This window comes from Duganella sp. CF517, from assembly GCF_900110275.1.
Lineage (GTDB): Bacteria > Pseudomonadota > Gammaproteobacteria > Burkholderiales > Burkholderiaceae_D > Rugamonas.
The window spans coordinates 1,536,529-1,551,316 of the sequence record NZ_FODC01000001.1 but is presented as its reverse complement, the minus strand read 5'-3'; the positions used below and the strand labels follow the sequence as shown (position 1 = coordinate 1,551,316).

The 14,788-nt window shown below is 66.3% G+C and carries 14 protein-coding genes; 13 read left to right on the top strand and 1 reads right to left on the bottom strand.

Annotation, left to right across the window (positions count from 1 at the left end; translation table 11 throughout):
• Nucleotides 1-102 precede the first annotated feature (102 nt).
• The 13 genes from BMX85_RS06795 to BMX85_RS06735 all read left to right on the top strand — a co-directional run bounded on the left by BMX85_RS06795 (nucleotide 103) and on the right by BMX85_RS06735 (nucleotide 13,513).
• Nucleotides 103-1,797 (top strand): CTP synthase, encoded by a 1,695-nt coding sequence (locus BMX85_RS06795; protein ID WP_090314956.1) that lies wholly within the window; start codon nucleotides 103-105, stop codon nucleotides 1,795-1,797.
• On the top strand, nucleotides 1,794-2,648 hold the full coding sequence (kdsA, locus tag BMX85_RS06790) for a 3-deoxy-8-phosphooctulonate synthase (RefSeq protein ID WP_090314954.1): 855 nt from the start codon (nucleotides 1,794-1,796) through the stop codon (nucleotides 2,646-2,648). Before BMX85_RS06795 ends, kdsA begins: the two co-directional genes overlap by 4 nt.
• 148 nt (nucleotides 2,649-2,796) lie before the next feature.
• Entirely contained in the window at nucleotides 2,797-4,080 is a 1,284-nt protein-coding gene (gene eno, locus BMX85_RS06785) for a phosphopyruvate hydratase (protein ID WP_090314953.1), read from the top strand.
• Between the two features lie 52 nt (nucleotides 4,081-4,132).
• Nucleotides 4,133-4,462 (top strand): cell division protein FtsB, encoded by a 330-nt coding sequence (gene ftsB / locus BMX85_RS06780; RefSeq protein WP_090314951.1) that lies wholly within the window; start codon nucleotides 4,133-4,135, stop codon nucleotides 4,460-4,462.
• Between the two features lie 158 nt (nucleotides 4,463-4,620).
• Nucleotides 4,621-5,487 carry a type 2 periplasmic-binding domain-containing protein gene (locus tag BMX85_RS06775; protein ID WP_229210308.1) on the top strand — a complete coding sequence of 289 codons (867 nt, stop codon included), beginning with the start codon at nucleotides 4,621-4,623 and terminating at the stop codon, nucleotides 5,485-5,487.
• A 159-nt stretch (nucleotides 5,488-5,646) separates the two neighbouring features.
• The gene (locus BMX85_RS06770; RefSeq protein ID WP_229210307.1) at nucleotides 5,647-6,597 is read left to right on the top strand and encodes a L,D-transpeptidase family protein; all 951 of its coding nucleotides are present in this window, start codon (nucleotides 5,647-5,649) and stop codon (nucleotides 6,595-6,597) included.
• 74 nt (nucleotides 6,598-6,671) lie between these two features.
• Nucleotides 6,672-7,133 carry a DUF4124 domain-containing protein gene (locus BMX85_RS29990; protein WP_143067915.1) on the top strand — a complete coding sequence of 154 codons (462 nt, stop codon included), beginning with the start codon at nucleotides 6,672-6,674 and terminating at the stop codon, nucleotides 7,131-7,133.
• Between the two features lie 106 nt (nucleotides 7,134-7,239).
• Nucleotides 7,240-7,857 (top strand): DUF1349 domain-containing protein, encoded by a 618-nt coding sequence (locus BMX85_RS06760; protein ID WP_090314947.1) that lies wholly within the window; start codon nucleotides 7,240-7,242, stop codon nucleotides 7,855-7,857.
• Nucleotides 7,857-8,576 carry an aspartate/glutamate racemase family protein gene (locus BMX85_RS06755; RefSeq protein WP_090314945.1) on the top strand — a complete coding sequence of 240 codons (720 nt, stop codon included), beginning with the start codon at nucleotides 7,857-7,859 and terminating at the stop codon, nucleotides 8,574-8,576. Before BMX85_RS06760 ends, BMX85_RS06755 begins: the two co-directional genes overlap by 1 nt.
• Nucleotides 8,573-9,208, top strand: coding sequence for a glutathione S-transferase (locus BMX85_RS06750; protein ID WP_090314943.1), 636 nt, complete (start codon nucleotides 8,573-8,575; stop codon nucleotides 9,206-9,208). Before BMX85_RS06755 ends, BMX85_RS06750 begins: the two co-directional genes overlap by 4 nt.
• A 16-nt stretch (nucleotides 9,209-9,224) precedes the next feature.
• Entirely contained in the window at nucleotides 9,225-9,794 is a 570-nt protein-coding gene (locus tag BMX85_RS06745) for a gamma carbonic anhydrase family protein (protein ID WP_090314941.1), read from the top strand.
• A gap of 164 nt (nucleotides 9,795-9,958) precedes the next feature.
• A complete protein-coding gene (locus BMX85_RS06740) occupies nucleotides 9,959-12,313 on the top strand; it encodes a TonB-dependent receptor domain-containing protein (RefSeq protein WP_229210306.1) in 2,355 nt (784 codons plus the stop codon).
• 18 nt (nucleotides 12,314-12,331) lie between these two features.
• Nucleotides 12,332-13,513 carry a hemin-degrading factor gene (locus tag BMX85_RS06735; RefSeq protein ID WP_090314939.1) on the top strand — a complete coding sequence of 394 codons (1,182 nt, stop codon included), beginning with the start codon at nucleotides 12,332-12,334 and terminating at the stop codon, nucleotides 13,511-13,513.
• A gap of 104 nt (nucleotides 13,514-13,617) precedes the next feature.
• On the opposite strand, the gene BMX85_RS06730 is transcribed toward BMX85_RS06735, so the two are convergent.
• Complete coding sequence (locus BMX85_RS06730) at nucleotides 13,618-14,754, bottom strand: glycerophosphodiester phosphodiesterase (protein ID WP_229210305.1); 1,137 nt, start codon at nucleotides 14,752-14,754, stop codon at nucleotides 13,618-13,620.
• Between the last annotated feature and the right edge of the window lie 34 nt (nucleotides 14,755-14,788).

The following is a 14,788-nucleotide window of genomic DNA, read 5'->3' as shown; positions in this document are numbered from 1 at the left end:
GTTTCCGGGCCGGAGCGGATTTTTCCGGGGCCGATGCTGAAGAAATGACCGTTTTAGGGTATAATTTCAATTTCCCGCACGTGCCGTTCGGCACTATCTGCAATGACCAAATTTGTCTTCGTCACCGGTGGCGTCGTGTCTTCCCTTGGTAAAGGGATTGCCGCCGCCTCCCTCGCCGCGATCCTCGAATCGCGCGGCCTCAAAGTCACCATGCTCAAGCTCGACCCGTACATCAACGTCGACCCTGGCACGATGAGCCCCATGCAGCACGGTGAAGTGTTCGTCACCGACGACGGCGCCGAGACCGATCTCGACCTCGGCCACTACGAGCGCTTCATCTCGACCCGCATGAAAAAGGTGAACAACTTCACCACCGGCCAGATCTACGAATCGGTGATCCGCAAGGAACGCCGCGGCGAATACCTGGGCAAGACCGTGCAGGTCATTCCCCACATCACCAACGAGATCCAGGATTACATCCGCCGCGGCGCCGAAGGCTACGACGTGGCCCTGTGCGAAATCGGCGGCACCGTCGGCGACATCGAATCGCTGCCGTTCCTCGAGGCGGCACGCCAGCTGAGCCTGCGCGCCGGCCGCAAGAACACCGCCTTCGTCCACCTGACCCTGGTGCCGTACATCGCCTCGGCGGGCGAACTGAAAACCAAGCCGACCCAGCACTCGGTGCAGAAGCTGCGCGAGATCGGCATCTCGCCGAACGCGCTGCTGTGCCGCGCCGACCGCCCGATCCCGGACGACGAACGCGCCAAGATCTCGCTGTTCTCGAACATCGAAGAGCAGGCCGTCATCTCCGTGTGGGACGTCGACACCATCTACAAAGTGCCGCAGATGCTGCACGACCAGGGCCTCGACGCCATCATCTGCGAGGCGCTCGACCTCAACCCGGCGCCGGCCGACCTGTCGGTCTGGAGCCGCCTGATCTACACGCTCGAGCATCCGAAGAGCGAAGTGTCGATCGGCATGGTCGGCAAATACGTCGATCTGACCGAGTCGTACAAGTCGCTGACCGAGGCGCTGCGCCACGCCGGCATCCACAACGAATCGAAGGTCAACATCGAGTACATCGACTCGGAAGAGATCGAGACGACCGGCTGCGCCGCGCTGGCCAAGTACGACGCCATCCTGGTGCCGGGCGGCTTCGGCAAGCGCGGCGTCGAGGGCAAGGTCATGGCGGCCCAGTTCGCCCGTGAAAACAAGATCCCGTACCTGGGCATCTGCCTGGGCATGCAGGTCGCGCTGATCGAATACGCGCGCCACATGGCCGGCCTGACCACCGCCAACTCGACCGAGTTCGACCTGGAAACGTCGCAACCGGTGGTGGCCCTGATCGACCAGTGGCAGGGCCAGGACGGCAAGGTCGAAACGCGCGACGCCAACTCCGACCTGGGCGGCACCATGCGCCTGGGCGCGCAAACCTGCGCGATCAAGCCGGGCACGCTGGCGGCCGAGATCTACGGCCCGGTCGTGACCGAGCGCCACCGCCACCGCTACGAGGCCAACAACCACTACCTGCCGCGCGTCGAAGCGGCCGGCCTGGTGGTGGCGGCCCGCACGCCGACCGAGGACCTGTGCGAGATCATGGAACTGCCGCGCAGCGGCGACAACGCGCACCCGTGGTACATGGGCGTGCAGTACCACCCCGAATTCAAATCGACCCCGCGTGACGGCCATCCGCTGTTCACGTCCTACATCAAGGCGGCACTGGCCCACAAGGCCGCGGGCGGCAACCGTCCGCACGCCGTTTCTGAATCGCCTGCTTTGCAAGGAGATGCGGCATGAAACTCTGTGGCTTCGAAGCCGGCCTCGACCAGCCGTTCTTCCTGATCGCTGGCACCTGCGTGATCGAATCGCGCCAGATGGCGTTCGACACCGCCGGCGCGCTCAAGGAAATGACGGCCGCGCTGGGCATCCCGTTCATCTACAAGTCGTCGTTCGACAAGGCCAACCGCTCGTCGGGCACCTCGTATCGCGGTCCCGGCCGCGACAAGGGCCTCGAGATCCTCGGCGACGTCAAGCGCGAGCTGGGCGTGCCGGTGTTGACCGACGTCCATTCGATCGACGAGATCGCCGAAGTGTCGGCCGTCGTCGACGTGTTGCAAACGCCGGCCTTCCTGTGCCGCCAGACCGATTTCATCACGGCCTGCGCGCAGTCCGGCCTGCCGGTCAACATCAAGAAGGGCCAGTTCCTGGCCCCGCACGACATGAAAAACGTCATCGACAAAGCGCGCGCGGCCGCCAAGGCCAAGGGCTTGCCGGACGACGTCTTCATGGCGTGCGAGCGCGGCGCCTCGTTCGGCTACAACAATCTTGTATCCGACATGCGCTCGCTGGCCATCATGCGCGAATCGAACTGCCCGGTGGTGTTCGACGCCACCCACTCGGTGCAATTGCCGGGTGGTAACGGCACCTCGTCGGGCGGCATGCGCGAGATGGTGCCCGTGCTGTCGCGCGCCGCCGTCGCCGTCGGCGTGGCCGGCCTGTTCATGGAAACCCATCCGAACCCGGCCGAAGCGCTGTCGGACGGCCCCAACGCCGTGCCGCTGGGCCGCATGAAGGAACTGCTGTCGACCCTGATCGAGCTGGACCGCATCACCAAGAAGGCCGGCTTCCTCGAGAACAGTTTTAACTAAGCAGCTTCAACTAAGCAATCGCAGGCAAAAATGCCCGGCGCGCGTTGGCAAACCCCTCTGCGCCGGGTTATATTCCCGTTATCCTTAAATTGCCCATCATGCAACACGCGATGGGCAAACACGTTTTCGTCTAACTTTGGAGAATGACATGAGTGCTATTGTTGATATTATCGGCCGTGAAATTATCGATTCGCGCGGCAATCCGACCGTCGAATGCGACGTCCTGCTCGAATCGGGCGTCATGGGCCGCGCCGCCGTGCCATCGGGCGCCTCGACCGGTTCGCGCGAAGCGATCGAACTGCGCGACGGCGATCCGAAGCGTTACTTCGGCAAGGGCGTGCTGCAAGCCTGCGAAAATATCAACACCGAAATCTCGGAAGCGATCATGGGCCTCGACGCCAATGAGCAAGCCTTCCTGGACCGCACGCTGATCGATCTGGACGGCACCGAAAACAAAGGCCGCCTGGGCGCCAACGCCATGCTGGCCGTGTCGATGGCCGTGGCCAAGGCCGCCGCCGAGGAAGCCGGCCTGCCGCTGTACCGCTACTTCGGCGGCTCGGGCGCGATGCAACTGCCGGTGCCGATGATGAACGTCATCAACGGCGGCGCCCACGCCGACAACAACCTGGACATCCAGGAATTCATGATCATCCCGGTCGGCGCGCCGTCGTTCAAGGAAGCGGTGCGCTACGGCGCCGAGGTGTTCCACACGCTGAAAAAAATCCTGCACAAGAAGGGCCTGAGCACCTCCGTCGGCGACGAAGGCGGTTTCGCGCCATCCTTGGCCAACCATGAGGAAGCCATCAAGCTGATCATCCAGGCCATCGAGGAAGCCGGCTACGAGCCGGGCACGCAGATCGCGCTGGGCCTGGACTGCGCCGCCTCCGAGTTCTACAAGAACGGCAAGTACGAACTGGAAGGCGAGGGCTTGTCGCTGACGTCGACCGAGTTCACCAACCTGCTGGCCACCTGGTGCGACAAATACCCGATCATCTCGATCGAAGACGCGATGCACGAAGGCGACTGGGACGGCTGGGCCATCCTGACCAAGGAACTGGGCAAGAAAATCCAGCTGGTCGGCGACGACCTGTACGTCACCAACACCAAGATCCTCAAGGAAGGCATCTCGAAGGGCATCGCCAACTCGATCCTGATCAAGATCAACCAGATCGGCACCCTGACCGAAACCTTCGCCGCGATCGAAATGGCCAAGCGCGCCGGCTACACGGCCGTCATCTCGCACCGTTCGGGCGAGACCGAGGACTCGACCATCGCCGACATCGCCGTCGGCATGAACGCGCTGCAGATCAAGACCGGCTCGATGTCGCGTTCGGACCGCATGGCGAAGTACAACCAGCTGCTGCGCATCGAGGAAGACCTGGGCGACATCGCCTCCTACCCTGGCCGCGACGCGTTCTACAACCTGAAGTAATGTAGCAAGCGGCCGCCGGCTTCCGGCGGCCGCGTTCGAACCCGAATCGACCATGCGCCTGATCACCCTCGCCCTGGCAGTCCTGCTGCTGCTGATACAGTACCCGCTCTGGCTGGGGAAGGGCGGCTGGCTGCGCGTGGCCGACCTCGAAGCCCAGGTCGGCACGGCGCACAAAAAGAACGCCGAACTGCTGGCCCGCAACGCCAAGCTCGACTCCGAAGTGCGCGACCTCAAGGACGGCACCGGCGCCGTCGAGGAACGCGCCCGCTACGAGCTCAGCATGATCAAACAAAACGAAATCTTCATCCAGATCGTCGGCAAGGGTCAGGCCGCGCCGCCGGTCCCGCTGGCGGCGCCCCCGACGTCCGCAGCCGGCCAGTAACCCCAAACAACTTCCCAACCACCTAGGGCGGATTAGCGCAGCGTGATCGGTCAAGCGCCGGCGGCGGCCACGCCCACCACCGTGACATTTCGCTAGATTTCCACACGGAAATAAATTGTATGATACCGACCAGCACCCAGCGAAGTGACCACACCGCCATGACCCCAGCCCCCGCACACGCCCCCGCACCACCCCGCGCGCCCGCGACCGGCCGCAAGGCCGGTCGCCTTGCGGCCGCGCGCGCCGGGGCGGCGGTGCTGCTGGCCGCGTTGCTGGCGCCGGCCGCCGCCGGCGCCGCCTGCATTCCCGTGCGGGTCGGCTACATGGACCAGCACCGCCCGCCATACTGGCTGGGCGAGGGCAGCGACGTGCCCGACCCGCCCGGCGCCGCCGTCGACCTGATGCATGACGCCGTGCTCGGCGCCGGCTTCGGCTGCGCCCCGGTCTGGGTGCGCCTGCCGATCGCCCGCCTGCGCGTCGCGCTGGCCAGCGGCGACATCGACATGTCCCCGCTGGGCGAACTGCCCTCGTATCCGCCGGGAATAGCGCTACCACGCGACAAGGCCGGCAACATCGACCTCGACCGCGCCATGCACAACGCCCTGATCGTGCTGGTGCGCGCCGGCGACAAGCTGCCGGCCAGCACCGTGCCGATGCAGCACTTCAAGGGCAAGCTGCTCGGCGTGGCGCAAGGGCAAAGCTACGCGCCGCGCCTGCGCGAAGCCGGCCTGACGATCGACGACGGCGCGCGCGACCTCGAGCGCAATCTGGAGAAACTGCGGCTCGGGCGGGTCGACGGCGTGGTCGTCGCGGCCGTCTCGCCGGCGCACCTGAAGGCCACGCTGGCGCGCTACAAGGGCGCCGTCGTGCAACTGCCGCAACCGCTGATCAACACGCGCGTCTGGCTCGCCTTCAACGATAATTTCTACCGCGCCCATCCGGCGCAGGTCGAGGCGCTGTGGACCTGGCTCGACGTCAACCGCCACCGGCTCGGCTACGTCATGCAAAAATACCGCAAGCAGTAGGCGTGCGCGATCCGGCCCCGCGATTTGGTAGAATCCGGGTCCCTTACCGCGACCATCCGAATCGACCCCCACGCCCAATGCTCCACCATGCCTCCTTCGCCGTCGATCCCGACGGCCACCGCGTCGAAGCGGTCGTCAACCGTCCCCGGGCCTGATTTGTTGAAGACGTTGTTAGTCGCGGCCGCGCTGGCGCTGGCGCCGGCCGGCGTCGCCGCCGCCAGGCCGGCGGCGCCCGCGCCATCCGCAACCCCGGCCAACCCCGCCGCCGGCGGCCACGACCTGCTGCGCGCGCAAGTGCTGCTCGACCGCGCCCATTTCTCGTCCGGCGAGATCGACGGCAACAAGGGCAGCAACCTGCGCAAGGCCGTCACCGGTTTCCAGAAGCTGCACCAGTTGCCGCTCACCGGCGTGCTCGACGCGGCGACGTGGACCGTGCTGTCGACCGACACCGCGCCCGTGCTCGACATCTACACCGTCAGCGCCGACGACGCGGCCGGCCCGTACCGGCCGCTGCCGGCCACGATGGCCGGCAAGGCCAAGCTGCCGGCGCTGGGCTACGCCAGCGCGGCCGAAGCGCTGGGCGAAAAATTCCACAGCAGTCCCGAGCTGCTGCGCCGTCTCAATCCCGGCAAGTCGTTCGCCCGCGCCGGCGAACAACTGCTGGTGCCCAACGTCGCCTCGGCCAAGCCACTGCCCAAGGCCACCTCGATCCTGGTCGACGCCAGCGACGGCACCTTGACCCTGCTCGACGCCGGCGGCATGCCGATCGCCCAATTCCCGGCCAGCACCGGCAGCGCCCACGATCCGCTGCCGGAAGGCCGCTGGGAGGTGCTCGGCGTCGCCCTCAACCCGGAATACCGCTACAACCCCAAACTGTTCTGGGACGCCAAGGCCGGCGACGCCGCCGCCCGCATCCCGGCCGGCCCCAACAACCCGGTCGGCGCCGTCTGGATTCAACTGAGCAAGCCGCACTACGGCATCCATGGCACGCCGGAGCCGGGCAAGATCGGCAAGACCCAGTCGCATGGCTGCATCCGCCTGACCAATTGGGATGCGCGGACGGTGGCGCGGGTGATCGCGCGCGGCGCCGTGGTGTTGTTGCAAGGTTAGTGACATTTCAATAGATTCTGCGCGGAAATAATCCGTAGAATTGGCTGGTCGATTCTCCATGAGAACAATCTTCCATGACCAGATCTCCTGCGTTCTCGCTGTCGCTGGCCCTGTCGCTGGCACTGCTGGGCGCCAGCGGCGCCGTCCACGCCGACATCTACAAATGGGTGGACGCCAACGGCGTCACCAATTACACCGACAACCCCGACCTGGCCGGCGGCGCGCGCGTGCAGATGCTTAAAACGTCGGCCGCGCCGGCGGCCGGTCCGTCCGGCACCTGGCAACAGCGCGAAGCCGAATTCCAGCGCCGCCAGCAGCACAAGCTGATGGCGCCCGGCTACCGCGCCCGCGACGAGGACGGCGGCGGCGGGGCGGCGGCCGTCGTCCATCGCGGCGGCCAGCCGGACACCGACGCCACCCGCTGCGCCCTGGCGCGCGCCGTCATCGACGGCACCGTACGCCACGTCAACGGCCTGCCGATCGACCAGCACGACCGCGACGTCGCCGCCAACGACATCCGCGCCTATTGTCGTTAACCTATTGTCGTTGACCTATTGTCGTTAACCTATTGTCGTTAAATTAATCGCCAAGTTAATTTAAAATAGCTACGGAGGCACGACCCACACCAGACAAGGACACCGGATGAGCGACACCCCGCTGCACGAAACCTTCGCCGACACCATGCTCAGCCCGAGGCTGCAATGGCATTGCGAGCCTGCCCGCTGGCAGGTCGACTACGCCGAAAACAGCCTGCGCGTCCACACCGACGCCGCCACCGACTTCTGGCAGCGCACCCACTACGGCTTCCAGGTCGACAACGGCCACTTCCTGCACCTGAAGGCCGAGGGCGACTTCGTGCTGACGACCAAGGTCACCTCGCGCCCGGCGCACCAGTACGACCAGGCCGGCCTGATGGTGCGGCTGTCGTCCGGCTGCTGGCTCAAGACATCGGTCGAGTTCGAGCCCGACGGCGACAACCGCCTCGGCGTCGTCGTCACCAACGGCCATTACTCCGACTGGTCGACCCAGCCGCTGGCCAAGGGCATCGACACCGTCTGGTTTCGTGTGCGCGCCGAGGCCAACGACTGCATCGTCGAATCGTCGCTCGACGGCGAGCGGTGGACGCAAATCCGCATGGCCCACCTGCACGAGCGCGCCGGCGCCGAGTCGGTCGCCTGCGGCCTGTACGCCTGCAGCCCCAAGGAAGCCGGCTTCGTAGCCGAGTTCTCCTTCCTCAGCTTCATTCCGGGACGCATCTGATGAAAACCATCGGCTTGATCGGCGGCATGAGCTGGGAATCGACGGTGCCGTACTACCGGCAGGTCAATCAAACCGTCAAACAACACCTGGGCGGGCTGCACTCGGCCAGGGTGGTGCTCGTCAGCGTCGACTTCCATGACGTGGAAAAGTTGCAGCGCGCCGGCGACTGGGACGCGGCCGGCGCATTGCTGGCGGGCGCCGCCCGTTCGCTGCAAGCGGCCGGCGCCGACTTCATCGTACTGTGCACCAACACCATGCACAAGGTCGCCCCGGCCATCGAGGCGGCCGCCGGCATCCCGCTATTCCATATCGCCGACCCGACGGCCGCCGCCATCAAGGCCGCCGGCCACACCAGAATCGGCCTGCTCGGCACGCGCTTCACGATGGAGCAGGCGTTTTACAAGGACCGGCTGCGCGCGTTGCACGGCCTGGACGTGATCGTCCCCGAACCGGCCGAGCGCGACATCGTCCACCGCGTCATCTACGAGGAACTTTGCCTCGGCGACGTCGTCGACGCCTCGCGCGACGACTACCGCCGAATCATCGCCGCGCTGGTGGCGCGGGGCGCGCAGGCCATCATTCTCGGCTGCACCGAGATATCGCTGCTGATCGCCCAGTCCGACGCGGCCGTGCCGCTGTTCGACACCACCGCCATCCACGCCCGCAAGGCCGCCGAGTTCGCGCTCGGCCTGCCACTCGACACCACGGAGAACACATGAAACTGATCGGCATGCTCGACTCACCCTACGTCCGCCGCGTCGCCGTGTCGCTGCAATTATTGGGAGTACCGTTCGAACACCAGTCGCTGTCGGTGTTCCGCACCTTCGACCAGTTCCGCCAGATCAATCCCGTGGTCAAGGCGCCGACCCTGGTGGCCGGCGACGGCACCGTGCTGATGGATTCGACGCTGATCCTGCAATACGCCGAGACCCTGGCCGTGCCGGAGCGGCGCCTGACGCCGTCCGAACCGGCCGCCCTGTTGCGCTCGCTGCGCGTGCTCGGGCTGGCGCTGGCCGCCTGCGACAAGGGCGTGCAGATCGTCTACGAACGCAATGTGCGTCCGGCCGAAAAGCTGCACCAGCCGTGGGTCGAGCGGGTCACCTTGCAAATGTTGTCGGCCTTCGACGCGCTCGAAGCCGAACAGCGCGAGCGGCCGCTCCTCATAGGCGGCGCCGGCACCGAGCACGGCGCGGTCATGGCCGCCGTCACCTGGCACTTCATGCGGCAGATGTTGCCCGAGCTGGTGGCCGCCGGAGACTATCCCGCGCTGGACGAACTGTCGCGCCGCGCCGAAGCGCTGCCGCAATTCGCCGCCGCGCCGCATGGCGACAGCACCTATTCCTCCCACTGACTTATCCGGACCCCGCATGCCTTTATCCCCGTATCTCGACACCACCCCCGTCCTCGGCGACGACACCTATCTGCACGCCACGGCGCAAGTGATCGGCGACGTTCGCATCGGCCGCGATAGCTCGATCTGGTGCAACACCGTGCTGCGTGGCGACGTCAACCGCATCGTCATCGGCGAATGCAGCAACGTGCAGGACTTCGCCATGGGCCACGTCGCCCACAGGCACCCGGGCAAGCCGGACGGCTCGCCGCTGCTCATCGGCGACTACGTCACCATCGGCCACTCGGTGCTGCTGCACGGCTGCACCATCGGCAATGAATGCCTGATCGGCATGGGGTCCATCGTCATGGACGACGTCGTGGTGCAAGACCGCGTCATGGTCGGCGCCGGCAGCCTGGTCTCGCCGGGCAAGGTGCTGGAAAGCGGCCACCTGTACGTCGGCCGTCCGGTGAAGAAGGTCAGGGCGCTCACGCCGGAGGAAATCGCCTACCTCAAATACTCGGCCGAGCACTACGTCCGCGTAAAAAACAACCACATCAGCAGCGAGCACAGCGCAACGCCGACTCCAGCCACGAAAACGTCCTGATCCCGCCGCAAAAATTTCCGCCTGTTTTTAGTCATAACCGCTTTGACAATAATCAATCTTTACATGTTCACCACTTGTAAATGAGAATCATTATTGTTAGTATGCGTTTTTGCCAGCAATCGTAGTCCGAGAGCCAGCCGTCCACAACTCTCTCTTGGAACACTATGGCTGCCACCACCACCGGCGCCCGGCATCCGGCCGCGCCCATCGACCACCGCCTGCGTCCGCGCCTGATGCGCATCGCGGTGCACTCCGCAATGATCACGCTGATGGCCGCCGCCGCGCTCCCCGTCCACGCGCAGCAAGCGCAAGCGGTGGCTGCCGCCGGCGCCCCGGCGCTCGGCGAAATCGTCGTCCAGGCCAAGCGCGACGACGCCGCCTCCACCCGCAACGGCACCACCACCGTCATCGGCGCGGAACAACTCGAACAAAACAACGCCGTCGACATGGCCAAGATCGCCCGCTATTCGCCGCTGGTCAGCGTGCCGGCCGCGGCCAGCGGCTCCGCCAACGTCTGGGACAGCGGCGGCAACACCGGCATCAACATCCGCGGCGTCGAAGGCAACCGCGTCAGCCTCGAAGTCGACGGCATCGCGCTGCCGGACGCCGCGCCGCGTCCGGAAAGCACGTCGATGAACGCGTTCGGCATCGGCCGCGACTACTTCGACCCCGAGATGTTCCACTACGTCAGCATCGGCGCCGGCGCCAGCCCGGCCGGCGGCGGCACACCCGGCCTGGGCGGGGCGGTCTCGTTCGTCACCAAGTCGCCGGAAATGTACCTCGACGGCACCCGCGGGCTCTACGCCGACTACAAGTTCGGCTACGCGTCGGAACAGGCCTCGCGCATGCACGCGGTCACCGCCGCCACCGCGCTCGGCGAGCACCTGCAAGCGCTGATCGTCGCCGTGCACCGCGACGGCGCCGAAACCAAGACCGAAGGCGACGCCGTCCCCAATCCGGACGATTGGTCGTCCGACGCCGTGCTGGCCAAGCTGAACTGGAAGCTAGCGCGCGACCAGCAATTGCGCTTCACCGTCGACCACTACAAGGCCGAGCACGACCGCGTCTACAACAACAAGGTCGGCGCCCTGTACCCGGCCGGCGCCACGCAGAACTCCAACACCGAGCGCACCCGCTACAGCGTCGAACACCGCTACACGCCGGGCGGCAACCCGCTGTTCGACAAACTCGAGACCAAGCTCTACAAGCAAACCGCCTCGGTCGAGGACGACACCCACGCCAACTATGTCAGCGGCGGCCAGCCCTACATCCGCGACATCGCCACCGGCTACTTCAACGACAGCAAGGGCATCGCGTTCGACGCCGTCAAGCAACTGAACCCGTCCACGGTGATCGGCTACGGCGTGCTGTACGAGGAACTGGAAAGCCGTCGTCCCTGGATCGAAGACCGCACGGTGGTACGCACCGGCGCCCACCAGATCACGATGAAAAACCGCATGGCCGACATGGACACCGACAAGCTGGCCGCCTACGTGCGCGGCGAGTTCGGCGTCGACCTGGCCGGCCGCCAGGCCACGTTGACGCCGGGCCTGCGCGCCGAGCGCCGCAAGCTGACGCCGCAAAACCTGCAAAACTACGTCATCGCCGTGCCGAGCGCGGCCAGGGAAATCCGCGAGGACAAGGACACCTTCGTCACGCCGAGCCTGAACTTGTCGGTCGAGCTGACGCCGCAGTTGAGCACCTACGCGCAATACACGCGCGGCACCCGCCTGCCGAGCGCGGCCGAGCGCACCGGCACCTACGACTCGTTCAGCTACACCGGTGCCGGCAACGGCTACGCGGTGCTGGGCAATCCGGACCTGAAAAAGGAAACCAGCAACGCCTTCGAGGTGGGCCTGAAGGGCGCGCCGACGCCGGGCGTCGAGCTCAGCTTCTCGCTGTTCCACACCAGCTACGACAACTTCATCGAATACGCCGCGCAGGCCCCGGACCCGGTCAACTATCCGACCATCACGCAAGGCCTGTTCCGTCCGGAAAACGTCGGCAAGGCCAAGATCCGTGGCGGCGAAGTCGGCAGCCGCTTCGCGCTGGGCCAATGGTGGCGGTCGATGCGGGGCTACAGCCTGGCGCTGGCCGGCGGCGTCTCGCGCGGCACCGCAGAGAACAAGGACAGCGGCAAAAAGGCCGAACTGGCCTCGGTGCAACCGTACAAGGTCAACGCCACGTTCGCCTACGACGATCCGGCCAAGCGTGGCGGCGGCGCCTTCATCGTCAGCACGGTGCGCGGCAAGCGCGCCGAGGCCGACGTGTTCACCAGCGCCACGACCGGCATGTTCGCCGTGCCCGGCTACACGGTCATGGACCTGACCGCGTACTGGCACATCAACAAGCACGCCACCGTCAGCGGCGGCCTGTACAACCTGGCCGACCGCAAGTACTGGGACTACGCCGCGTCGCGCAGCCTGGTCGCGGGCACCACGGCGGCCACGTTGGCCGACATCGAACGCCAGGCGCGCGCCGGTCGCAACGTCGCCGTCAACCTCAAAGTCATCTACTAGCCAACCCACGGAGCCATCATGAAACCTCACCACCGATTCACCCTGGCGCTGACCGGCGCCTTGCTGTTCACCGCGTTGCCGGGCGGCGCCGCCAGCCTGGCCGAGCGCTGGGACACCCTGCGCGCCGAGCAGCCCAAGCTGGCCGCGCGCGACGCCGCCAAGACGCTCAGCGTCTCGGAGGCTGACCTGCTGGCGACGGCCATCGGCAAGACCGTCGTCCGGCTCAAGGAAGGCGACACCGTGCCGCGCGAAATCATGCGCCGCGCGCTCGACCTGGGCAAAGTGCTGGCGCTGACGCGCAACGAAAACGGCGTGCTCGAGCGCACCGGCGTCGCCAGCAAGCTCAAGTCGCAGGACGACATCGTCGGCCTCGAGGAAGACAAGCAAAAGGAGCGCGAAGCGCGCCTGCGCAACATCGCCGGCGGCTATTTGGGTGGCGAGATCGACCTGCGCTTCACCTTCGACAAATGGAAATACGCGTTTGCCGTGACGCTGCCGGGCAAGGACGGCGCGGTCTCGCGCAGCCTGCAATTTTTCGACGCCAGCGGCAACGCCGTGCACAAGCTGTACCTGAAGAACGACGCCGGCGTCCCGGTATTCGACAAGCTGGTGGCGGACTTCCGCGCGCCAACGCAGAGCGTCGACCTGAAAGTGGCCGCGCAACCGGCCAAGGCCGCCGAGAAGCCGGACAGCGAGATCGACGTCAAGGAATTCCAGCTGGCGTGGAACGAAATCAACGACGTGCACCAGTTCAACCGGCTGTTGACCGAGTTCGGCGTCTCGCGCCAGCAAGCGATGCGGCTGGCCCCGGCCGGCGCCGCCACGCGCGTCACGCCGCAAGCGGTGCGGCAGTTGCTGGAAGAGAGCGCCAGGCAAAAGATCGACATCATGGTCTTCCTCGGCAACGGCTCGACGATCCAGATCTTCAGCGGCAAGGTCGGCAAGGTCGCCGCCTCGCCGGGCTGGTTCAACGTGCTCGATCCGGAGTTCAATTTGCACCTGCGTGACAGCGCCTTCGCCAGCGGCTGGGTGGTCAAGCGCGCCGGCATCACCTCGGTCGAGTTCTACGACAACAACAGCGACCAGGTCGTCAGCTTCTTCGGCGTGCGCGAACCGAAGAAACCGCAGCCGGCAAGCTGGATCAACATGACCGCGGCGCTGCCAAAAGCGGACGACGCCTCGCGCCAGGCCAGCCGCTAGCCACCACCGGGGTCAAGTCTGTCATTCGGACACGGGTTGGTCCGTAAGCGCAATCACAAAGATCAGCTCGTGTCCGAATGACAGACTTGACCCCGGAGTTGGGGTTAGGTGCCGACGGCGGCGCGGCCCAGGGCCGGGTCGTCGGTGAAGAAGCCGTCCAGGCCGACCGCGATGTAGCGCTTCATTTCGGCGATCGAGCCGGCTTCGTTGCGCGCCTGCAGGCTGCCGCCGTCGCGGAAATCGGCCGCGAGGAACTGGTTTTCGGGCCGGAACGTCCACGGTTCCACGCGCAGCCCCGCCTTGTGCGCATCGTCCACCAGCGAAGTCGGCTCGGCCAGGCTGCCGTCCTTCTTCAGCGGGATGATCGAGCGCGTCGGCGGCGCCACCACGTCGGCGTATTGGGCGATGTCGCGCAAGCCGGCCGGCGTGCACATCTGCGCGAAGGTCAGCGTGCCGCCGGCCGCCGCGACGTCCATCGGCCGCACGTCCTGGCCGATCACCAGCTGCATGATGCGCAGGTTGGCGCGCCGCCCCAGCTTGCCGCGCAGGTACTTGAGGTTGGCCACTTCGAACGACTGGATCTCGACCGGGTTGCGGCGCGTGTAATCGTGCGCGTCGAGGATCGCCAGGAAACGGTCCTCCAGCGGCAGGCCGACCCTGGCGAAATAGGTCGAGTGCTTCAACTCCGGCACGATGCCGATGATGCGCCCGCGCGCGGCCGCCTCGGCCGCGACGAAGTCGATGATCTCCTCGAACGTGGCGACCTGGAACATGCCGTTGTACTGCGCGCTGCCCGGACGGTAGGCCGGAATGCGCTCCACCGCCCGCAGGGTCTTCAGTTCCGCCAGGGTGAAGTCGTCGACGAACCAGCCGTCGTGCGGCTCGCCGTCGATGGTCTTGCGCGTCTTGCGGCTGGCGAACTCGGGATGGCTGGCGACGTCGGTGGTCTCGCTGAGATAGGCCTCGTGCCGCGCCACCAGCACGCCGTCCTTGGTGCTGCACAGGTCCGGCTCGATGTAGTCGGCGCCGTCGGCGATGGCCCTGGCGTACGACGCCAAGGTGTGCTCGGGCCGCAGCGCGCTGGCGCCCCGGTGCGCGAACACCAGCGGCCTGCCGCCGCCGGCGCCGACCGGCGCGACGCCCGGCAGGCCCGACTGGTCCGCCAGCCCGCCGGTCGCCGCCAGCACCGACGATGCCGGCAGTATCAGCGTAGCGCCGGCGCTCAGCGCCGCCGTCCGCATAAATCCCCGGCGCGACAGGCGCGAAGGTAAACAA